The sequence below is a fragment of the Streptomyces sp. M2CJ-2 genome, assembly GCF_016757295.1.
Lineage (GTDB): Bacteria > Actinomycetota > Actinomycetes > Streptomycetales > Streptomycetaceae > Streptomyces.
In genome coordinates this window covers 1-20,474 of sequence record NZ_JAESIF010000089.1, presented here as the reverse complement: position 1 = coordinate 20,474, position 20,474 = coordinate 1, and the positions used below count along the sequence as shown (strand labels likewise).

The 20,474-nt window shown below is 68.1% G+C and carries 19 protein-coding genes and 1 pseudogene; 14 read left to right on the top strand and 6 right to left on the bottom strand.

The annotated features are described in order from the left end of the window. The coding region (locus tag JL475_RS34475) for an IS701 family transposase (RefSeq protein ID WP_202282153.1) at window positions 1–954 on the bottom strand (954 nt) is incomplete at its 3' end. Window positions 955–1,339: 385 nt separating this feature from the next. Next, window positions 1,340–1,543, bottom strand: coding sequence for a hypothetical protein (locus JL475_RS34470; protein ID WP_202282152.1), 204 nt, complete (start codon window positions 1,541–1,543; stop codon window positions 1,340–1,342). A 148-nt stretch (window positions 1,544–1,691) separates the two neighbouring features. On the opposite strand from JL475_RS34470, the gene JL475_RS34465 reads away from it, so the two are divergent. From JL475_RS34465 to holA, 7 genes and pseudogenes are all read left to right on the top strand, one after another. After that, window positions 1,692–1,976, top strand: a complete 285-nt coding sequence (locus JL475_RS34465) for a hypothetical protein (RefSeq protein WP_202282151.1) — start codon at window positions 1,692–1,694, stop codon at window positions 1,974–1,976. A gap of 266 nt (window positions 1,977–2,242) precedes the next feature. Continuing rightward, a protein-coding gene (locus tag JL475_RS34460) for an IS3 family transposase (protein WP_202282150.1) occupies window positions 2,243–3,435 on the top strand; the annotation gives its coding sequence in 2 pieces (ribosomal slippage) (window positions 2,243–2,507 and window positions 2,507–3,435; 1,194 coding nt in all). 302 nt (window positions 3,436–3,737) lie between these two features. Continuing rightward, window positions 3,738–4,925, top strand: coding sequence for a PIN domain-containing protein (locus JL475_RS34455; protein ID WP_202282149.1), 1,188 nt, complete (start codon window positions 3,738–3,740; stop codon window positions 4,923–4,925). 458 nt (window positions 4,926–5,383) lie between these two features. After that, window positions 5,384–6,022, top strand: a pseudogene (locus JL475_RS34450) (ComEC/Rec2 family competence protein); the annotation flags it as partial. A 294-nt stretch (window positions 6,023–6,316) separates the two neighbouring features. Then, window positions 6,317–6,832 (top strand): DinB family protein, encoded by a 516-nt coding sequence (locus JL475_RS34445; RefSeq protein WP_202282148.1) that lies wholly within the window; start codon window positions 6,317–6,319, stop codon window positions 6,830–6,832. Between the two features lie 180 nt (window positions 6,833–7,012). Continuing rightward, entirely contained in the window at window positions 7,013–7,267 is a 255-nt protein-coding gene (locus tag JL475_RS34440; RefSeq protein WP_202282147.1) for a hypothetical protein, read from the top strand. 61 nt (window positions 7,268–7,328) lie between these two features. Continuing rightward, complete coding sequence (holA, locus tag JL475_RS34435; RefSeq protein ID WP_202282146.1) at window positions 7,329–8,318, top strand: DNA polymerase III subunit delta; 990 nt, start codon at window positions 7,329–7,331, stop codon at window positions 8,316–8,318. Between the two features lie 238 nt (window positions 8,319–8,556). On the opposite strand, the gene rpsT is transcribed toward holA, so the two are convergent. After that, window positions 8,557–8,823, bottom strand: a complete 267-nt coding sequence (gene rpsT / locus JL475_RS34430) for a 30S ribosomal protein S20 (protein ID WP_109379055.1) — start codon at window positions 8,821–8,823, stop codon at window positions 8,557–8,559. Window positions 8,824–9,088: 265 nt separating this feature from the next. Here rpsT and lepA point away from each other — a divergent pair, with 265 nt between their 5' ends. Together lepA and JL475_RS34420 are read left to right on the top strand one after the other, a co-directional pair. Further along, window positions 9,089–10,957, top strand: a complete 1,869-nt coding sequence (gene lepA, locus JL475_RS34425) for a translation elongation factor 4 (RefSeq protein ID WP_202282145.1) — start codon at window positions 9,089–9,091, stop codon at window positions 10,955–10,957. 326 nt (window positions 10,958–11,283) lie between these two features. Continuing rightward, entirely contained in the window at window positions 11,284–13,158 is a 1,875-nt protein-coding gene (locus tag JL475_RS34420; RefSeq protein ID WP_202282144.1) for a long-chain fatty acid--CoA ligase, read from the top strand. A gap of 198 nt (window positions 13,159–13,356) precedes the next feature. On the opposite strand, the gene JL475_RS34415 is transcribed toward JL475_RS34420, so the two are convergent. Then, the gene (locus JL475_RS34415) at window positions 13,357–13,551 is read right to left on the bottom strand and encodes a DUF397 domain-containing protein (protein ID WP_202282143.1); all 195 of its coding nucleotides are present in this window, start codon (window positions 13,549–13,551) and stop codon (window positions 13,357–13,359) included. A gap of 294 nt (window positions 13,552–13,845) precedes the next feature. On the opposite strand from JL475_RS34415, the gene JL475_RS34410 reads away from it, so the two are divergent. Then, window positions 13,846–15,009, top strand: coding sequence for a hypothetical protein (locus tag JL475_RS34410; RefSeq protein ID WP_202282142.1), 1,164 nt, complete (start codon window positions 13,846–13,848; stop codon window positions 15,007–15,009). Window positions 15,010–15,291: 282 nt separating this feature from the next. Here JL475_RS34410 and JL475_RS34405 read toward each other — a convergent pair whose 3' ends face one another. Then, the gene (locus JL475_RS34405) at window positions 15,292–15,918 is read right to left on the bottom strand and encodes a hypothetical protein (RefSeq protein ID WP_202282141.1); all 627 of its coding nucleotides are present in this window, start codon (window positions 15,916–15,918) and stop codon (window positions 15,292–15,294) included. Window positions 15,919–16,842: 924 nt separating this feature from the next. Here JL475_RS34405 and JL475_RS34400 point away from each other — a divergent pair. The 3 genes from JL475_RS34400 to JL475_RS34390 all read left to right on the top strand — a co-directional run bounded on the left by JL475_RS34400 (window position 16,843) and on the right by JL475_RS34390 (window position 18,738). Next, window positions 16,843–17,247: a hypothetical protein gene (locus tag JL475_RS34400; protein WP_202282140.1), complete on the top strand. Its 405-nt coding sequence runs from the start codon at window positions 16,843–16,845 to the stop codon at window positions 17,245–17,247. Window positions 17,248–17,399: 152 nt separating this feature from the next. Continuing rightward, window positions 17,400–18,056, top strand: a complete 657-nt coding sequence (locus JL475_RS34395) for a hypothetical protein (protein ID WP_202282139.1) — start codon at window positions 17,400–17,402, stop codon at window positions 18,054–18,056. 358 nt (window positions 18,057–18,414) lie between these two features. Further along, on the top strand, window positions 18,415–18,738 hold the full coding sequence (locus tag JL475_RS34390) for a hypothetical protein (protein ID WP_202282138.1): 324 nt from the start codon (window positions 18,415–18,417) through the stop codon (window positions 18,736–18,738). 269 nt (window positions 18,739–19,007) lie between these two features. On the opposite strand, the gene JL475_RS34385 is transcribed toward JL475_RS34390, so the two are convergent. After that, window positions 19,008–19,445 carry a hypothetical protein gene (locus JL475_RS34385; protein ID WP_202282137.1) on the bottom strand — a complete coding sequence of 146 codons (438 nt, stop codon included), beginning with the start codon at window positions 19,443–19,445 and terminating at the stop codon, window positions 19,008–19,010. An 842-nt stretch (window positions 19,446–20,287) separates the two neighbouring features. Between JL475_RS34385 and JL475_RS34380 the strand changes: the two genes are divergently transcribed. Then, the coding region (locus JL475_RS34380) for a hypothetical protein (protein ID WP_307825250.1) at window positions 20,288–20,474 on the top strand (187 nt) is incomplete at its 3' end.

Sequence of the window (20,474 nt, the reverse complement as noted above, 5' to 3'; positions counted from 1 at the left end):
GCACACCGGCAGGTCCTGGCCCGGGTGGGCCTGCCGGATCCGCCGGCCCGCCGGGCGCACCCGCAGCGCGGCGAAACGCGAGCGCAAGGGGCCCCTGGAGCCCTGCCGCCAGGTCACCCGGTGCAGCGCGCCGCGCCCGCCGCCCAAGACCAACTCCCGTACCGCGGTGGGCTTGTCCCGGTAGCACGGGACGGGCTTGCGGCCGGTGCCCGACCAGGCCGGGGCGGTGCGCGTCGCGGTCTCGGGCAGCACCGCGGTGTCCGAGCGCACCCCCACCACGTAGCAGATGCCGCGCTCCTCCCACGCCAGGCGGAAGGCGCCGTCCTGGCCGTAGCCCTCGTCGGCCACGATCAGCGGCGGGTCCAGCCCCCAGCAGCGCAGCTCGTCGACCATGTCGACGGCCAGCTGCCACTTCTCCACGTGTCCGACGTCGTCGGGGATGCGGGCCCGCAGTCGCCGCCGGACGGCCTGGTCGGGCTCGGCGGCCCGCGTCGGGTCCCACTGCTCGGGCAGGAACAGCCGCCAGTTGACCGGGCAGGAGGCGGCGTCGGTGACCAGGTGCACGCTGGGCGCGACCTGGCAGTTGGCGGTCTTGCCCAGTGCCCCGCAGTACTGGGCGGCCACCCCCGGGGAGGCGTGCCCGTCCTTGGGGAAGGACACGTCGTCGATCACCCAGGCGGCCGGGCGGACGGCCGGCTCCATCCTCCAGGCCAGCTCGGCCAGCACCATCTGGTGCGACCACGGGGAGTCGGCCAGGAACTGCTGCAGGCCCTGCCGGTCCACCCCCAGCCGGGCGGCCATCGGCTCCATCGACTTGCGCCGTCCCTCGCCCAGCAGCCCGCGGACATACCGCTCGCCCCACCGCCGCTGGTCGGTCCGGCCGAACGAGCCGAACACCTCGGCGGTGAACGACTCCAGCCGCTGCTGGGCCTCCGTGAGCTCCTGCGGTGTCATGGCCCTCACCTCCGAGAGACGACACACCGCTATCCACCCAAGATAACCAAGCCCTACTAGTGGCTTCAAAACTAACTGGTGGACAGAACCACTTGCTCTCAAGGCAGGCGGGCCGGGACGTATCTGATGTGGCCTTCACTAAGCTTGACTCTGTCGAAGATCTTGAATCTATTGAGGTCAGCCGCTGACGGCTCGCCAGGACTTCAGCCGGAGGATCCCGTGCTGGTCCAGGAAGTTCTGGAAGGCGGTCGGCGGCTGGGGTGGGGTGCTTCGCTGGTTGGCGGCAGGCCGCTGAGACGCTCGATGTTCACGACGATGGCCGTGAAGATGTGCTGCAAGTGGGCCTTCGGGTACGAGGCGGGGCGACGCAGGGCCGGCGGCTCGGTCAGGGCATCGCCTTCAGAGCCCGCTTGAACTGGCGGATCCGGAGGATGCCACCCTCGATCAGCCAGGTAAACGAGTCACGATTGGGTGAAGGTGTGTTGCCGTACAGGCAGATCCCGACCTTGAATTTCTCGGCGAGTTCGTAGACGGCAGTGATCTGCTCGTTCGTGAGCGCTCTGTGCAGCGGAAAGATGATGCGAGCCATCGTTGCAGCGTACGCACGACGGACGACCGAGTCATCCCAAACGGTCCTGCGGGTCGAAGCCGGGCTGCCGTTTCTCCCAACCCACCTACATCTCGGCGAGATTGCTCTAATCTCGTGAGAGATAGCTTTCTGACCAAGGGGGGACCTTGTGGCTGACAATGATGTGCCGCGCGTGCTGCGGCTGACGTTCGAGTTCACGGTGCCGAAGGGGCTGCGCGTGAACATCCGCAACACGCGCCGGATGGCCGCGGTGAAGGCGCTCGTTGCGGCGGTGGAGGCCCTGGCCTCGCGTGAGTTCCCATGGGCGCAGACGATGACCGTCCGGCACGAGTGGATGTACGCCTGGCACGACGAGACGGAGGAGCGAGAGCTGCCCCCGACCGCGCTGAACGGCGGCTGGCCCGACGACGACGTCGAAGACGTCGAGGACTAGGGCCTGTCGTAAGGATCACCATGGCGGAGGGAGCCGAGAGGCTGCCGCGGCTCTGGCTCAGGGGCCGAGGCCAGCTGCGAACTAGGATCGGAAGCGGGCTCGGGTGTCTCTTCGCGCGCCCGTGGTCGGACGCGGTTCGGCCCCGGCCCGCTGTCGTGCGAGACGTAGCCGGACACGGCGCCGCGATCCGTCACTGAGCTGACCCCGGTTTCGTGGAGTCCCTGAAGCCAGGCTTGTGATCCTGGCTCGAAGGAGAACCACGAGCAGTGCCAGCACCACGTAAATACCCGGACGAGTTCCGCGAGCGGGCCGTCCGCGAAGTCCGCACCACCGGCCGGCCGGTCGCGCATGTCGCGAAGGACCTCGGCAGCCACAAAGAAGCCCTGCGGGGATGGGTCCGCCAGGCCGAGGCCGACGCCGGTGACCGGGACGACCGGCTGACGACCGCCGAACGCGAGGAGCTGAAGCAACTCCGCAAAAAAGTCGCGGAGTTGAAGCGGGCGAACGAGATCCTGAAAGCCGCCAGCGTGTTTTTTGCCCAGGAGATCGACCGTCCCCGGACGAGGCCGGGCAAGTGATCGACCACCTGCGCCAGAAGGGCCTCGGGGTCGATCCCGTCTGCCGGGTTCTTGAGCTGTCGCCGTCGACGTACTTCGCCCGCAAGGAGCGGCCGAAGTCGGCCCGCCGGCTCCGCGACGAGCAGCTCATGCCGCTGCTCGAACGGGTCCACGCCGAATCCGGCGGCACCTGTGGTGCCCGCCGGATCATCCGCGCGCTGCGGCGCAAGGGCGTCCAGGTGGCCCGCTGCACCGTCGAGCGGCTGATGGCCGAGCTGGGCCTGGAGGGCGTCATCCGCGGGCAGCGGCGTCGGACCACCGTCCCCGAACCGTCGGCGCCCCGCCCGCCGGACCTGGTCGACCGGGACTTCACCGCGAGTCGGCCCGGCCAGCTCTGGGTGGCGGACATGACGTATGTCCGTACCTGGTCGGGCTGGGTGTATGTGGCGTTCGTCCTGGACGTGTTCTCCCGGACGATCGTCGGCTGGCAGGTCGCGAACCACATGCGCACCGAACTCCCGTTGGATGCACCGGAGATGGCGCTGTGGAGACGGAGGACCAAGAAGGACTCCGGTCTCATTCACCACAGCGACCGCGGGTCGCAATACGTATCAATTTGGTACACCGAGAGGCTGTCCGGCATCGGGGCTTCGGCCTCGGTCGGCTCGGTCGCGGACAGCTATGGCAACGCGATGGCCGAGGCCTTGAACGGCACCTTCAAGGCCGAGCTGATCGAGATGCAGGGCCCCTGGAAGGACTGCGACCAGGTCGAGCGGGCGATCTTCCAGTGGGTCACGTGGTACAACGAGGAACGGCTCCACTCCGCCCTCGGCTACGTACCGCCCGCCGAGTACGAACGCGACTGGTGGCGACAGCGGGAAGCCTCCCCGCACTCCGCCTGAAACAAGATCGCCGGACTCTACGAAACTCGGGGCAGCTCATCACTTCCGCCCTGAATCACCGACATAGACGCCAGCATGCTGAACTGGCTCCCAACGCTGTGTCCCCGGTTCTCCAGCTCCATGCCGAGGCGGTGTCGGCGACTACGCCGCTAGAGCGGCCGGACGGCAGGTTTCGGGCCACCTCAGTCGCGGCGTTCCACACCAAGCGCGGCCCCAGCAAGCCCTGCTTGAAATCGGATGCCCACGGGTAACTGACCTGGAATCCTTGGAGATCATTTTAGTAGCGCGATGGGAGCTAACCGTTGATCATCCTTGATTCGAGCATCCTTCGATCCTTCGCGCCCGACAGCAGTAGCGCCGATCTCCTGCTCACCCTCCGAGCGACCGGCACCCAGCGAGTCGGAGTGCCCTGGATGGTGATGGAGGAACTGGCTGCCCAGCAGGCGATCAAGTACCTGGAGAAGTACGAGGCTGCAGCGCAAGCCCTGAAGTCCCTGCAGCAGGTCACCCCGGGAAGCCCCACAGTTGATCTGCCGCCATGCGATCCGGAGGACGTCCGCGACTACTGGCGAGAGAAGTGGGGGGTTATCTTTGAAACGATCCCTGTGAGCGAGCACGTGATGCGCCAGGCCCTCTTCCGTGAAGCGAACTCCCTACCCCCTTGCAAGACGTCAAAGGGCGAGAAGACCGGTTCACGAGACGCCGTCATCTGGCTCTCTGCAGTTCAGTACGCCCGGCAAAACCCAGCGGAGACTGTCTACTTCGCCAGTGCCAACACCAAGGACTTCGGTGACGGCACCGACTACCCGGCTCCCATGAACCGCGACCTCCGCGGGATAGAAGACAGGTTCGTCCACTGGACCAATCTCGACCAGGCGGTCGCCGAATTCGCGAAGCCTGCGGAGACCAACGAGGATCGCGTGGCAGAACTCCTCGCCACCCCGGCAACCTCGAAACAGGCCCAAACAGCACTCCAGGCAGGTGGATACCTTCCGACGGACGGCTGCTTCCAGTGCACCGCGCTGATGCCGTCAGGTGAATGGTGGGCGGTCCCGGCCTTCGGCTGGACGACGCACGAAACGGTGGTCGGTTACGTCGAGGCCCCACAGAGGTACCGCATCGCCGATCAAGAGTGGTACTCAGCGAAGGTCCACTGGTACCTCACCGGCACCGTCAACACCGATGAGGGCCCAGCCGCGGCCGGCTGCCACGTGGCCGCCTCGATGCTGTTCACCCCTGACGCGGACGACCTGCGGCTCACCGTGCTGCGTGCAGACTGGCCTCAGCCCCTGGGCCTTGAAGTCCTCAACACCCTCGCTCTGCCGACAATCGAACTCAGCATGGCGGAGAGATTCAACTGGATGCAGCGACACTCACGCCCTGACCTCCACCCCTACCGCGGACCTCGGTCTTACGAGGGAGCCGTGCTCCGAAGCAGCATGCTTCCCGACAGCCTCAAGGCCGACAACGACGCTCCTTTCGGCGGCTGAGAATCCAGCTCCTTGTCCCTGCGCGGTCCGCTACTTGCCGATCCTCCGTCCGTACGCCTGTGCTGCGCCGCCGGGTGGCCGGCCAGCGCGCACTGGCCCGGCTGCGGTGCGGCCCAGCACGGCTCGAGTAGTAGACCTACTGCTCGCTGCTAGGCGGTCAGAAGTCGACCGTGTAGTCGAGTCGTTGCGCCAAGCCCCTCTCACCGGTGCAGCAGCCTTGCTTTCCAACACTGCTGAGGTGGTAAGGACGGACTCGTCGAGGGGTCTGCCGCGTACATCCAGGTGAGCTACAGGAGCGCGGCTCATGCCTCGCCAGCAGATCGAGTAACACGGCGGACCAGTGTCTCAGTGCCGCCTTCTCGAACTGTGATGGCTCATTGAGTGCTGCAGAAGTCCGAGCTGGGAAGCCTCGTCCTCGTAGATGTCTCATGAGACATACCGAACGTAAAGAAGCTGCCCACGCCGACCATGTGGCGGGCCTGCCCGGTGTACTGCGCGGACGCTCGGTGGGCGAGATCGCGACCACGGGGCTGGAGGAACCCGCCGACCAGGCCCGCTTCGTACGAAGACTCGCGACCGACCGGCACCTGCCGATGACGCGTGCCGCCGCCGGGGAGCGGCGGCGCACGGGAGACCTGTCCTGGGAGGTGGTGTGGCCCCCGCCGAGCCCCCGGCAGCCCGAGGCGCCCACGACCCCGCAGTCCTGGACCCCGCAGCCGGAGGGCCCGAACGACGCCAGCGTGGCCATGCTCGTCCGGACGGCGGGCCTGCGCCTGCTGCTGCTCGGCGACCTGGAACCGCCCGCCCAGCGGGCCCTGGCCAGATCACCCGCGGTGGGGCGCCTGGCCGACGTCGACATCCTGAAGGTCGCCCACCACGGCTCGGCGTATCAGGACCCCGGCCTCCTGCACCGGGTCTCGCCCCGGCTGGCCCTGATCTCCGCGGGCCGCGACAACACCTACGGCCACCCGGCCCCGACCACGCTCGCCGCCCTGCGCAACACCGGCACCGCGGTCCTGCGGACCGACCGCGACGGCACGATCGCGGTCCTCGGCGACGAGGACGGCAAGGAGGGCCTGCGCGTGGCCCGACACTGAGAAGCAGACACTTCCCGACGTCGGCTGCCGGCCGTGGGGAGTACCTGGAGGAGCGCGCCCCTGTACATCGGCGGCCATCGGCCACTGACGTGTTCCCCTCTGGGGGCTCCGTTCGCCCGCCCTGGTGGAGCTCCGCAAGACTCCGCCGGGGTTCTCTGTCCCTGAGGACCAGGTCCTGTCCGGCGGATCTTGTGCCTGGTTCGCGGCCGGGCTTGGCACAGGGCGGAGCTCATGGCCATGCGCAGCCGAAAAGGTGGCGACAGCCGGAGACCGGGCACGCTGGCGTCCGCAGGCATGTCCCCTTCGCTCGAACGTCCCCCTTTCCAAGCCGACGAGCGCACCGCGCTCCTCGGCCGGCTGAACCTTCAGAGGCAGATCCTGCGGTGGAAGTGCGAGGGCCTGAGCGAGGCGGACGCGCACCGCTCCGTCATCCCCACCTCGCCGGCGATGACGATGGCCGGGCTCATCAGCCATATGCGATGGGTCGAGCACACCTGGCTGGAGGTGCTGTTCCTCGGTGGCGACGAGAAGCAGAACCCGTCCTTCGACGAGACGGACGAGGACGCCGACTGGCGCACCGACGGCATCACGCTGAAGCAGCTGCTCGCGGACTACGAGGCCCAGTGCGCCCGAAGCGACGAGATCGTTGCCGCGGCCTCCCTGGACGACGTCGGTCGCCACCCCGGCTACCGCTCGGGCAAGGCCAACCTCCGCTGGATGCTCATCCACCTGGTCGAGGAGACCGGACGCCACGCAGGGCATGCGGACATCGTGCGGGAACTGCTCGAAGGGACGAAGGGGTACTACTAGCTCTCTCCGGCAGATCGAGACCGGAGCCGGAGTCGGACTGCGGCAACGGTGACGGTGCCGTGGAAGACGTAGACGCGTTTGTCGAACTTCGTCGCCACTGAGATGGCCAGGGTGCCTCCGAGGCCGTCCGCCGCCCAGGCGACCAGCCTTGATCGTGCCCAAGGGCCGGCACCCGACACAATGGCTGCCGTGAGCGATGTGAGACATGTGCTGGTGCTGCCCGACCGTGATGCCGCGGAGGAGGTAGCGGAGACGCTGGGGGAGTGGTTCCCGATCGACGAGGAGCCGCGGCTCGTCCGGGACGCGCTGGCCGGTGAGGACGACGCCGAGGACGCCCAGTGGCTCGTCGTCCTGCGGGACGAGGGGCGGCGGCTGGACCCCGGCGAACTGGACGAGTTCGCGGCCCGGTGGGAAGGCTGGCGGGAGGAGCCCTGACCCGGCGGCACCGTGATGCCGGGAACCGTCGCTGTCGGTGGTGCGTGGGATGCTTGTCACGATGGCCAGGAAGACAGCTCAAGACGACCCTCTCGTCCCGGTGACGCTCGCCGTGGGCCAGGAGGACCTCCTGCTCGACCGTGCCGTGCGGGAGGTGGTGGCCGCCGCGAAGGCCGCCGACGCCGACACGGACGTCCGGGACCTCACCCCGGACCAGCTCCAGCCCGGCACCCTCGCCGAGCTGACCAGCCCGTCGCTCTTCGCCGAGCGCAAGGTCGTGGTCGTACGCAACGCGCAGGACCTGTCGGCCGACACCGTCAAGGACGTGAAGGCGTATCTCGGGGCGCCCGCCGAGGAGATCACCCTGATCCTGCTGCACGCCGGCGGCGCCAAGGGCAAGGGGCTGCTCGACGCGGCGCGCAAGGCGGGGGCGCGGGAGGTGGCCTGCCCGAAGATGACGAAGCCGGCCGACCGGCTGGCCTTCGTGCGGGGCGAGTTCCGGGCCGTCGGGAGATCGGCCACACCGGAGGCGTGCCAGTCGCTGGTCGACGCCATCGGCAGCGATCTGCGGGAGCTGGCCTCGGCGGTGTCCCAGCTGACGGCGGACATCGAGGGGACGATCGACGAGGCGGTCGTCGGCCGGTACTACACCGGGCGGGCCGAGGCGTCGAGCTTCACGGTCGCCGACCGCGCGGTGGAGGGGCGGGCGACGGAGGCGCTGGAGGCGCTGCGCTGGTCGCTGGCGACGGGGGTGGCGCCGGTGCTGATCACCAGCGCGCTGGCCCAGGGCGTACGGGCGATCGGGAAGCTGCTGTCGGCGCGCGGCGGCAGACCGGCCGATCTGGCGCGGGAGCTGGGCATGCCGCCGTGGAAGATCGACCGGGTGCGGCAGCAGATGCGGGGCTGGACCCCTGACGGCGTGTCCGTCGCGCTGCGGGCCGTGGCCGAGGCGGACGCCGGGGTCAAGGGCGGCGGGGACGACCCGGAGTACGCCCTGGAGAAGGCGGTTGTCACCATCGCGCGCGCGGCGCGGTCGCGGGGGCGGGGGTAGGGCCCGCTGCCCCCGCCGGGCGCCCGGCGGGACAAGGCCGTACGAAGTCGCACAAGGTCGTACAAGCCGAGGACCCCGTCCGTCCCCCGGGGAAGGGTGGACGGACGGGGTCCTCGGTCGAAGCACGGAGCTCGTACCCGCGTGGCGAACGCAGGCCGCGTACGAGCTCGAGGTGCCGGTCGGGGGCGGAGAGAGAGGGCCCGCCCGGGTCCTTCCGGCGATCAGATCAAAGAGTGGTTCAGCCCTTGAGGGACGCGACCTTCAGCGCCAGCGCCGACTTCTTGTTGGCGGCCTGGTTCTTGTGGATGACGCCCTTGGAGACGGCCTTGTCGAGCTGACGCGCGGCGACGCGCTGGTACTCGGTGGCCTTCTCGGCGTCACCCGCGGCGACGGCCTCGCGGGTCTTGCGGATCGCGGTCTTCAGAGAGGACTTGACGGCCTTGTTGCGCAGCCGGGCCTTCTCGTTGGTCTTGTTCCGCTTGATCTGGGACTTGATGTTCGCCACGAATGAGCCTCTACAGGTTCTGGCACGGGGCCGCAGGGGTCCCGCACCGGTGATTGCTTTCCGACGTGCCCCGTACCGGGAGGGCAAGAGACACAGCTCCCCACACTACCAGCGGCCCGATCAGCGGCCCAAACCCGTCCCGCGGCCCCACCCGGAGGACGCCGCCCGGGGGAGCTCACCCCGCACCCGTGGGACGATGGAAGCTACGTATCGATCCGACCCGAGACCGCAGACACTGCGGACGCCTCAAGAATCAGGACCCTGCGTGCCCGCGACCCCCAGCCACGTGCCCGAGCCGAGCCGTACCGACCCGGCTCTGATCCGCAACTTCTGCATCATCGCGCACATCGACCACGGCAAGTCCACGCTCGCCGACCGGATGCTCCAGCTGACCGGTGTGGTCGAGCAGCGGCAGATGCGTGCCCAGTACCTCGACCGCATGGACATCGAGCGTGAGCGCGGCATCACGATCAAGTCCCAGGCGGTGAGGTTGCCGTGGGCGCCCACCGTCGACAAGGGCAGCACGCACATCCTCAACATGATCGACACGCCGGGGCACGTCGACTTCACCTACGAGGTGTCGCGGTCGCTCGCCGCCTGCGAGGGCACGGTCCTGCTGGTGGACGCCGCCCAGGGCATCGAGGCGCAGACCCTCGCCAACCTGTACCTGGCGATGGAGAACGACCTCACGATCATCCCGGTGCTCAACAAGATCGACCTGCCGGCCGCGCAGCCCGAGAAGTTCGCCGAGGAGCTCGCCAACCTGGTCGGCTGCGAGCCCGACGACGTGCTGAAGGTGTCCGCCAAGACCGGGCTCGGCGTCGATGCGCTGCTCGACCGGGTGGTCGCCGACATCCCCGCCCCGGTCGGTGTCAAGGACGCCCCGGCCCGCGCGATGATCTTCGACTCGGTCTACGACTCGTACCGCGGCGTGGTGACGTACGTCCGGGTCATCGACGGCCAGCTCAACAAGCGTGAGCGCATCCGGATGATGTCCACGGGCGCGACGCACGAGCTGCTGGAGATCGGCACGAACTCGCCGGAGATGCTCTCCTCCGACGGTCTCGGCGTCGGCGAGGTGGGCTACCTCATCACCGGCGTCAAGGACGTCCGTCAGTCCAAGGTCGGTGACACCGTCACCAGCCAGCACGGGGGAGCCGAGGAGGCGCTGGGCGGCTACAAGGAGCCCAAGCCCATGGTCTTCTCCGGCCTGTACCCGCTGGACGGCTCCGACTACCCCGAGCTGCGCGAGGCGCTGGACAAGCTCCAGCTCAACGACGCGGCCCTGGTCTACGAGCCGGAGACGTCCGCCGCCCTCGGATTCGGCTTCCGCGTCGGCTTCCTGGGCCTGCTGCACCTCGACGTGATCCGCGAGCGGCTGGAGCGCGAGTTCGGGCTCGACCTGATCGCCACCGCGCCCAACGTGGTGTACCGCGTGATCATGGAGGACGGCACCGAGCACACCGTCACCAACCCGAGCGAGTTCCCCGAGGGGAAGATCGACGAGGTCTTCGAGCCGGTGGTGCGGGCCACGATCCTCGCGCCCACCGAGTTCATCGGCGCGATCATGGAGCTGTGCCAGACCCGGCGCGGCACCCTGCTCGGCATGGACTACCTCTCCGAGGACCGGGTCGAGATCCGCTACACGCTGCCGCTCGCGGAGATCGTCTTCGACTTCTTCGACCAGCTGAAGTCCAAGACCCGCGGCTACGCCTCGCTCGACTACGAGCCCACCGGTGAGCAGAGCAGTTCCCTCGTCAAGGTCGACATCCTGCTGCACGGCGACAAGGTGGACGCCTTCTCGGTGATCACCCACAAGGACCAGGCGTACGCGTACGGCGTGCGGCTCGTCGCCAAGCTGCGGGAGCTGATCCCGCGGCAGAACTTCGAGGTGCCCGTCCAGGCCGCCATCGGTTCCCGGGTGATCGCCCGCGAGACCATCCGCGCCATCCGCAAGGACGTCCTCGCCAAGTGCTACGGCGGTGACATCTCGCGTAAGCGCAAGCTGCTGGAGAAGCAGAAGGAGGGCAAGAAGCGGATGAAGATGGTGGGTGCCGTGGAGGTCCCGCAGGAGGCCTTCATCGCCGTTCTCTCCAGCGACGACAGCGCGGGGTCGGGCAAGGGCAAGAAGTAACCGGGGTCACCGGGAGTTACCGGGGGTCGCCCCGCGAGCCGGACGGGAACGGGGGTCCGTCGCGCACAGGCGCGTCGGGCCCCCGCGTGTCGGCCGCCCACCGGATCAGCGGGCTCTCTGTACGAAGTGACAGGCCGTGGCCCCTTACGCAGCCGCCGGTCGGGCTCTAGTCTGTCCCTGCCCGACGGTTACTCGTGAGTTAAACAAGGCTACGCGAGCGTAATCAGTCGATCATCAGAAGAAACCGAGCCGATACCCCACCGATCACCAGCCGCACACCAGTCACATCTGAGCCAGCCGCACCGTCGCGGGCCCCGGAGGATGTCTTGAGCGACACACTGACTTTGATCGAGAACCGGCCGCCGAGCGTGGCGACCCTCTTCCTGGAGCGTGTCGCCGCCACACCGGACGCCGAGGCGTACCGCTATCCCGTCCCGTCCGCCACCGGCGAGGGCCCCGACGACTGGAAGTCGCTGACCTGGGCCGAGGCCGCCCGGCGGGTCAACGCCATCGCGGCCGGACTGATCGAGCTGGGCGTGCAGCCGGAGGAGCGGGTCGCGCTCGCGTCCGCCACCCGGGTCGAATGGATCCTCGCCGACCTCGGCATCATGTGCGCGGGCGCCGCCACCAGCACGGTCTACCCGCAGACGAACCTCGACGAGTCCGCGTACATCCTCTCGGACTCCGGCAGCCGGGTGCTGATCGCGGAGAACGCCGAGCAGGTGGCCAAGGCGGTCGCGAAGCGCGCGGAGCTGCCGCAGCTCGGCCACGTCGTGGTCATCGACGCGACCGGCGTCGAGACCGGTGACTGGGTGATCAGCCTCGCCGAGCTGGAGCGCCGCGGCGCGGCCCGGCTCGAGAAGGAGGCCGGGCTGGTCAAGGAGCGGGTCGCCGCGATCACCAAGGACCAGCTGGCCACCCTCATCTACACCTCCGGCACCACCGGCCGCCCCAAGGGCGTACGTCTGCCGCACGACAACTGGTCGTACATGGCGAAGGCGATCGCCGCCACCGGCCTGCTCGACGGCGACGACGTGCAGTACCTGTGGCTGCCGCTCGCGCACGTCTTCGGCAAGGTGCTCACCTCCGGCCACATCGAGATCGGCCACATCACCGCGGTCGACGGCCGGGTCGACAAGATCATCGAGAACCTGCCGGTGGTGCGGCCGACCTACATGGCGGCCGTGCCCCGCATCTTCGAGAAGGTCTACAACGGGGTCGCCGCCAAGGCACGGGCGGGCGGCGGCGCCAAGTACAAGATCTTCCAGTGGGCCGCCGACGTCGCCCGCGAGTACGCCAAGGCCACGCAGGACAACTTCCGCCGCACCGGCACCGCCAGTGCCCCCTTCGGCCTCACCGCGAAGCACAACGTCGCCGACAAGCTGGTCTACGCCAAGATCCGCGAGGCCTTCGGCGGCAACCTGCGCGCCTGCATCTCCGGTTCGGCGGCCCTGGCCCCGGACATCGGCTACTTCTTCTCCGGCGCCGGCATCCACATCCTGGAGGGCTACGGCCTCACCGAGTCCTCCGCGGCCTCCTTCGTCAACCCGGGCGAGGCCTACCGCACCGGCACCGTCGGCAAGCCGCTGCCCGGCACCGAGGTCCGGATCGCCGACGACGGCGAGATCCTGCTGCGCGGCCCCGGCATCATGGAGGGCTACCACGGGCTCCCCGAGAAGACCGCCGAGGTGCTGGAGTCCGACGGCTGGTTCCACACCGGCGACATCGGCGAGCTGTCGCCCGACGGCTATCTGCGCATCACCGACCGCAAGAAGGACCTCATCAAGACGTCCAGCGGCAAGTACATCGCGCCCGCCGAGGTCGAGGGACAGTTCAAGGCGGTGTGCCCGTACGTCTCCAACATCCTGGTGCACGGCGCCGACCGGAACTACTGCACCGCCCTCATCGCCCTCGACGAGGTCGCGATCACGGCCTGGGCGGCCGAGAACGGCCTGGGCGGCAAGCCGTACGCGGACATCGTCGCCGCACCCGCGACGGTCGAGATGGTCGACGGCTACGTCAAGCAGCTCAACGAGGGCCTGCAGCGCTGGCAGACCATCAAGAAGTTCCGTCTCCTGCCGCGCGACCTCGACATCGAGCACGGTGAGGTCACCCCGAGCCTGAAGCTGAAGCGCCCGGTGGTGGAGCGCGAGTACAAGCACCTCATCGACGAGATGTACACGGGCACGCGGGAGGCGTGACCCGCAGGGGACGACCCCGTAGGGCATGAACACGGGGGCGGGCTCCCGGACCGATCAGGTCCGGGAGCCCGCCCCTTCCGGGTGCTGCTGAAATGCGTGAGCAGTCAGCCGCCGAATGTCCTTTGGGCGCTCAAACGAGCGGCGTGTGGACAGTGCCGGCCGAAGTGCTCACGCGTTTTCAGACATGCCTGGGGCGGCTCAGCGGTCCGCCGTGAAGTTCACGAACGCGGACCAGCCGGCCGCGGGCACGGAGAGGTGCGGTCGGCTCACGTCCTTGGAGTCACGGATGTGGACGGTTCCCGGGGCAAGGGCTATTTCGACGCACTCGCCGCCCTCGTTGCCGCTGTAGCTGTTCCCGTGCCAGACAAGTCGTCGACGGCGCCCAGTGCTCATCTTCCGTCTGCACCCTCTCGATCAAGGGCAGAGACTCTCGGGGAGTGAGCGTCTGGGCCCTGACGCTGCCGTAGCGTGCGGCCAGGACACGGACCTCGTCCAGGTCTGTGGCCGATCGTGCGGCTGTCTGCCCGCGGCCCGGGAGGGCCGCTTCCCGGCGGCTTGGCAGCGAGACCGGATGACGTGGATCACCAAGCCGCGTTGGGAGACTCCTGTCGGTCGCCTGTGTTCGGGGTCATGGACGCTCTTCGGAGGCGGGAGAACGCCTGAGCCCTATGGGTGGGGACACGTTCGATGTCAGTGGCCCCTTCTAGGCTGCCGGCCATGAGCAGATGGATGGGGAACACCCAGGTCCTGGCAGAACAGGCCGCTCAATACCGGGCCCTCGCGGAGCGCGGCGATCTGCCTGAGCTGTCTCGCGCCGTCATGCGGGCCGCCTGCAACAACGGCTCCATGACGGGTGTGGGGTTCGAGAACATGGAACTCCTACGCGAACTGCCCGACAAGGACCGGCTGGAGCTCGCCGGCATATGGGCCCGTTGGTACGCCCACGTGGAAGACGACTGGTCGGTCGAGGAGTTCAGGCGGGATCCGGGATACCTCCGCACCGAACTGCTCATGGTCGCTTCCGGAGTCGTCCGTGGCCTCGACGGGGACCTGTTGGCTGCCGAACGCCAGGAACAGCTCTCCCGGTTGAGGGACCAGTACCTCATCTGGTCGACCCACCGGATCTGGGAACTGGCCGACGCGGAACTCGCAGCCGGGCGTACTCCCGACACGGCCGTCCTGGCCGCCTTCCGGCGCACGAGTGCGGTGGCGAACCTGCCGGGCTTCCGTCGCACGCAGGCGGCCGCGAACGGCGCGGAGCCCGGAATGCGGAACCTACTGGCTCATTTTCCTGGTCCGGTGCTCAATCCCGGTGAACCGTGGGCCGACGCGGCTCTCAAGGAAGCAACTGCCGGAGGAGAGCCGTGGCAGCGGCTGCTGGAGCATGCGGCCCCCGCGACGGCCGACGTGCCATCGGCGAAGTGGAGACGGACCGGATCGGCCCTGCTGGACGCCGTTGGCCCGGAGGAGGCGCGACGGGCAGTACTCAGGTGGTTGGAGCCGGCTCATCTGGATCGAACCTTCCCGCTTCTCGGTCATCCGCACCTCCCGTTCGATGTGAACGCGTGTTTCGACCCCTACAACTCCCACGTGCTACGTGGACTCGCTTGGATGCTTTCCCTTCTTCCGCCTCGGCCGGACACCGTCCATGCCCTCGTCGGCCTCGTCGAGACCTCCCTGGATCATCGGTCCGGAGACGCTCCCCGCTCGCCTCAAGTGGCTGAGGCGGGCATCGTCGCGCTGGCTCTGCTCGGGAATCAGGCAGCACGGACGGAACTGGAGACCCTGAGCAGATGGGTCACGCACAAGGGCACGTCGCGGCGCATAGACAAAGCACTCGCGGTGCTCTGATCAGGCCGCGGCCGCTCTTGCCAATACCTGGCTCACCACGCCGTCAGCCACATCGAACGACAGGGACGAGGAGCAGTCCTCCGACCGGCCGGACCCGCCCCGGCAACGGCGACTCGACGGCGAAGGCCGACCACTTGCAGGTGTCTCCAGACCCGAGGACGACCACGGCTCTACCGAGGAAGGGGTTATGAACGCGGCTTGACGTGGGTCATCAAGCCGCGTTCACAGACTCCATCCGTGACCAAGGTGCATCGTGCCGGCCCGGTGACGTCGGAGTGGCCTTCACAGGTCTCTCGAAGGTCCGACTCGTTGGGCTTGCCAGAGGGATCGCAGTGTGGCGGCCGCTCGTTGCACTGCCTCGCGGGGCTCGGGACGCGGTGCGAGGGTCCGTGGGCCGGCCAGGTCCCGACCGCTGAGTGACCGGGCGGGGACGGCGGTCCAGTCGGCTCGGTCCACCACGGCGACGTGTCCGTGCTCGTGCGCCGCTTCGTCCTGCCAGTCGTCCGGCGGTGCCATGAGGACACGCAGCGACCGTTCGTCGAGCCACTCCAATCCCAGAACCTGACGGCCGAACTCGTTCTCGATGAGAGAAACGACCGCGCCTGTTTTCAGGTGCAGTAGTAGTAGCTCCCCCTCGAAGAAGTAGCCACCGTCGTACCTGCCGGTGCCGATCGCGAGCAGCGGGCGCCGGGGATGGAAGGCCAGCGCGTGGACGGGGAAGCGTGAGCGAGTGAGCGCGCGGCGGACGAAGGAACGGCTGCTGTAGACCGTGACCGGCGTAGCTTTGCTGTGTACATCCGTGCCTGCCACGGCCAGAAGGCCGCGCTGTTCGTCGTGGACAACCAGGAACGGGTCTCCGACTCCGAGGAAGGCCCAGCCGTCGGGGGGATGTTCGTCGGAGGCTGCCATGCCGTGATCTTCTCAACTGCTTGGCTCCGCGCGGTAGCCGCCTGGAGCGAGATCATGAGGAGGTGACGAAGCAGATCAAGAGGGCAGCTTTGGTGGAGCAAACCGTCAGTAAACCGGAAATCTCCGTCTACCAGCGCGCACTACGCGACCGACTGCTCGCTGCCCCTGTCGTTCCCGCGCTCGCGCCCTGGCGGCCTGTCTGCGAGTAGTCGGCTGTGCGAGCCTTGTACTGCCGGATCGTCGCCAACTTCGCCTCGAACCTGGGATCGTGCATGCGGGCGGTGAGGGTCCCTGGAACCGTGAGCGCCCTTCCACGAACTCGGACGATACGCACCTCCGACCGCGTACCACTCCGCGCTGGAAGGCAACGCTCTTCAATCCGTGCCGGCGCTGCTCATCGGAAACAAGGATGCGCCGGCGGTGCTCGGCGGCTACAACGGCATGTATGACGGTTTTCCACTGCGCGAAGTGCGGAGTTGAACTCACCCCGGACTTGGTGGAGCTGCCCTCCGTGCCGGAAGTCTCGGGCCGTGACAAGGAGACGGGTCTGGCCCCTTCCAGCGTGCCGCGAGGGCACTGTGCCGTTGACCCCGAGTCGTGGGGCGCACCGTTCACCCCGCCGACCGATGAACCTCGGCCGCACCATCCGCGCCGACTGCTTATGCCGCCCGAGCTGACCGACTGGATCCCGGCCGGCCCGAGGAACAGCGTCGTCGTGCATCCTCAAGACGTACCCGCTCTGAGGCTGCTGGATCAGGGGGGCTCGCACTGGGGTTGCTGCGGTCCGCTGGGCACCGGGGGCCGCAACATGGCCTGTGGATGCGGTGTCCTCGTCGCCACTCTCGCTGCCGACTGCATGGGCCCGTACGAACTCCACCTCGATCCCGCACGGGTGTGGGCGTTCGATACGAAGGGATCGGAGAGATGAGCAGCCGTCCTGTGGCAGCGCATGTTGCTGAACTGGAACCGCTTGGGCGCCACCTCCGTGATCCCTCGTTCGAATTCGATGTGGGACCCGGGTGGCGGGCCCTTGTGCTGCGGTGCCATGAGGCGGTCGTCGCGGCGTTTCCCGAGTACGAGCTTCTGGCGGTGAAGCAGAAGTGGGCGGCCCTGGCCTTCCAGGCATTTCCTCGGCCGTGGAAGCGGGGTGGAAACTGGACGTCCGACGAGGCGGTCAGGCTCAACGCGCTGGTGGCCGAGTTCACGGCTGCCAGCAAGCACATCTGCGAGCGCTGCGGCAACGCTGGAACGCTGCGCGAGACCCGACCGATCGAGTTGACTCTCTGTGATGCGTGCGAGTCCTGCGTGGGGCCGGACGGCCGCCTGTAGGCGAGTCTTGCTTCAAGCTGCTGTCAAAGGTTTGGGAGCGCGGCTTGACATGGGTCATCAAGCCGCGTTCACAGCCCGCAAGGGCACGTGCTTGAGCGTTGGGCTGCATCAACTCTGTTGGGTGAGCTTGCCGAAGTGTGGATCATGGAGCTGTGACCAAGTGGACGAAGAAGGCGGCTCCGGTCGAGCAGGCGGGGCGTGAGTCCGAACTCTCGGCGTACCAGCAGGCGATGCGAAACCGGCTTCTTGCAGCCCCTGTCGTTCCCGCGCCCGCGCCCTGGCGGTCCGTTTTCGAGTCCCGTATCCCTGTCGGTGGGCTTCTCGGGATCGGCTTCGCGACGCATCCCGACAGCGGCCACGATCTGGTGATCGTCGTCTCCGGCGACGGTCATGGTCTCTTCGACGCCGTCACCGGGGAGAAGATCGCCAGGGACCGTGACCCCGACCCCGAGGACAGCACCCCCGACGCGGTCGCCGACCTGTCCTGCCCCGGACTGGGGCCGATCACCGGAAGCCGCGTACACATCGCCGGGCTCTTCGGCGGCGGTCTGCACACCACCACCGCGGACGGCTGGGCCCTGGAGGTCGTCACCCCGGTCTGGCCGAACGAGCGGGTCCTGCTGTCAACCGACGGCGGGCTACCCCACGCGGGTCCGCACGGAGAGGAGTGGTGGCACATCTTCCACTCGAACTACTCCACATTCCGTGCAGCCGGCTTCTCCCCCTCCGGCCAGGCGATCGCCGTAGCGACAAGCAGCGACCTCTCCCTGTGGACCCGCAGTACGGACGACCGTCACGCCGACGGCTGAGACACGCCCGAGTTCGGGTGGAAGAGCAGAAGGAGGCGGAGCTGAGCGTCACAGGTGTGTGGATCGTCGGCGCGGTGCCTGAACAGGAGGTACGGAGCTTGCTGAGCGCTTCGGTCCGGAACTCGGCGTCGGCACCGGTGCATTGTGACGTGCCTGGGGAGCTGGCTTGGTGGCGAAGCAAGGCGCAGGCGTCCATGTTCACTCCGTCGACGAGCTCTCCCGGCGATTGTAGCGCCGACGAGAACGCCTTCCGGCTGAGCGCGTTCTTCGACGCCTGCCACGACGACTCTGACCACGCGCAGGAGTTGCGTGACACGGTCATGGATCAGTTTCCCCCAATGCCGGGGAGGGCTTGTTCGTGGCCACGGCGCGCAAGGCCGACCCGTTCTCCGCCTTGGCTTACGCGCTGGGCCCCGAGGCGACACTGCGGCTGCCGGGCCGGTTCGGGGACTTCCTTCTCGATGCCGAGCAAGTCCGCGATCAGCTGCCCGCGGTCGAGGAGACCCTCGCCCTGACCGGAACCCCACGTCGCGACGCGATCAAGCGAATCCACGCGTGGATGACCGGCTTGGGTGACGACCCCGACCACAACGCGGACGAACTTCTTGACGGCCCGCTCGGCGTCCTCCGCCACGCCGCCCGCACGGGCCATGGGGCAGTCGGCCAAGTCCGCTGGTACTGAGGAGGCCGAACACCGCATTCACCTCGACACGTTGCGCCCGCCGGAATTGGACAGACATCACGAAACCCTGTGCACAGGCTCCGCTACCTCGCGGGAAAAGTCTGTGAGCAAGGCTTGACGTGGGTCATCAGGCCACGTTCACAGAATCCTTCCGTGACTGAGGCGCCCGGAAGGGACAGGCAGGGCACACGTTTTCCCCATGGATCCTCTGGGCGGACGCCGCCTCGGACTCCCCGGGCCGATCGCAGTTCGGGGGCCGCTCGCAGTCGTCACGGACTCTTCTCTCCCGGTATGGCGAGATCCCGGGCGGTCTCGGTACGAGTGCGCTCGTATTCCGTCGGGTCGAGAATCTCCCATACCGCCTGGCCGATGGCCAGAACACCGCGGGCCGGCAGGGGCACGTCACCGATGCGCGGGTTCTCCCTCAGCTGGACCGGACACCCGAGGTCGACGCCGTCGAATGTGGCATGCGAGTCGTCGACGAAGTACATCCGCTGTGGCATGAGCGTTCCGGTGTGACCGCTCGGCATCGTGCCGGACAGTTGGAGGTCCCCCATTCCCAGCACACGGGCCAGAAGCTCACGAGCCCGCACCAGGAGTCGAGGGCGCCAGGTGGCGAGCGGCAGCGCCCCGCTGACGCCGTTGAGAAGACCGAGGAGTCGTGTCGCGGAGGCGGTGAGGGTCCAGTCCAGGGAAGGGGAATCCATCGTCACCCGCAAGGTGGCGGGGCCCGTCCACGTGAGCCCGATCCGGGCATGACCTGTCTGGTCGCAGGCAGCGCCGTAGTACCTGGGGCACGCGGTGTCCAGTCGTGGCCCGTCGACGTGGATCGACCAACTGCCGTTCGGATCGCGATGCCACAACGTGCGGTAAGGACCGAAGCAGTTCTCCGGAAAGACACGCAGGGCGAGTACGTGACCGGAATCGAAGGGGAGTCCGAAGACACCCCAGCCCTTGACGTATTCGTGATGGGGCCATGGCGCCCGGCCCCGTACAGGGGGAACATCGGACAACACGGAGGAAAGGTCGAGCATCTCCATCACCCCGGCGAGGTTGGCCTGTGCCCCAGATCAAGGCTACGGGGGTCACGACCGGATCCGCTCGGGTTGCCACCTGCGCGGCAGCGTCACAGCCGTGTTTCCCCGTCGGACCGCACGGGCTCGACGCGCGCTCCTGTGGATGACCGGGGCGCGGGACCACCTCGACGAGAGCCCCGGCGGGTTACTGCGGGCTGAACGGGACGGGGTCAAGTCAGGTGACCCGTTCGGGACGAACCCGGGGGCATCGCGCCGGCTCGAAGCATTGAGCAGTTGGGCAGATCGCTTGGCTGTGGGCGGTCTCCGTCATGAGGCATGAGGGTCGGGGCGTGTGCGGACGTCAGTGGGAGAGGTGCCGGTGCCGTCATGATTTTCGGTGTTGCGCGGAACTGATCGGTTTTCGGCCGGTTGTCGACTGTGCGCTTAGCACTGTTCTCGCTCTCGAGGGTCCACTTCGGTAACTCGTTGCTTATGAGCGGGGTCGGTCTGTCACCCTGGCGGCATTGATCGAGGTGTATTCGTACGAACTGCCCGGGGAGCTGCCCATGAGGGCCATTCCGACGCAACGGGAGACCCCGCGTGCCGTCTCGGAGGCGCCCGCGCGGGCGTGCGCGCGGGCGGACGCGACGCTGTCCGGCGGCTCCCTCGCGCCGGGCAGCGCGCGGGCCCTGGTGCGGGCGGCGCTCGCCGCGACCCGAT

Excerpts from the sequence above, each read along its gene's own strand:
- JL475_RS34470 (WP_202282152.1), bottom strand. The coding sequence starts at position 1,543 with ATGGCTCGCATCATCTTTCCGCTGCACAGAGCGCTCACGAACGAGCAG.
- JL475_RS34445 (WP_202282148.1), top strand. The coding sequence starts at position 6,317 with ATGTCCCCTTCGCTCGAACGTCCCCCTTTCCAAGCCGACGAGCGCACC.
- JL475_RS34440 (WP_202282147.1), top strand. The coding sequence starts at position 7,013 with ATGGCTGCCGTGAGCGATGTGAGACATGTGCTGGTGCTGCCCGACCGT.
- holA (WP_202282146.1), top strand. The coding sequence starts at position 7,329 with ATGGCCAGGAAGACAGCTCAAGACGACCCTCTCGTCCCGGTGACGCTC.
- JL475_RS34415 (WP_202282143.1), bottom strand. The coding sequence starts at position 13,551 with ATGAGCACTGGGCGCCGTCGACGACTTGTCTGGCACGGGAACAGCTAC.
- JL475_RS34410 (WP_202282142.1), top strand. The coding sequence starts at position 13,846 with ATGTCAGTGGCCCCTTCTAGGCTGCCGGCCATGAGCAGATGGATGGGG.
- JL475_RS34405 (WP_202282141.1), bottom strand. The coding sequence starts at position 15,918 with ATGGCAGCCTCCGACGAACATCCCCCCGACGGCTGGGCCTTCCTCGGA.
- JL475_RS34400 (WP_202282140.1), top strand. The coding sequence starts at position 16,843 with ATGAGCAGCCGTCCTGTGGCAGCGCATGTTGCTGAACTGGAACCGCTT.
- JL475_RS34385 (WP_202282137.1), bottom strand. The coding sequence starts at position 19,445 with ATGGATTCCCCTTCCCTGGACTGGACCCTCACCGCCTCCGCGACACGA.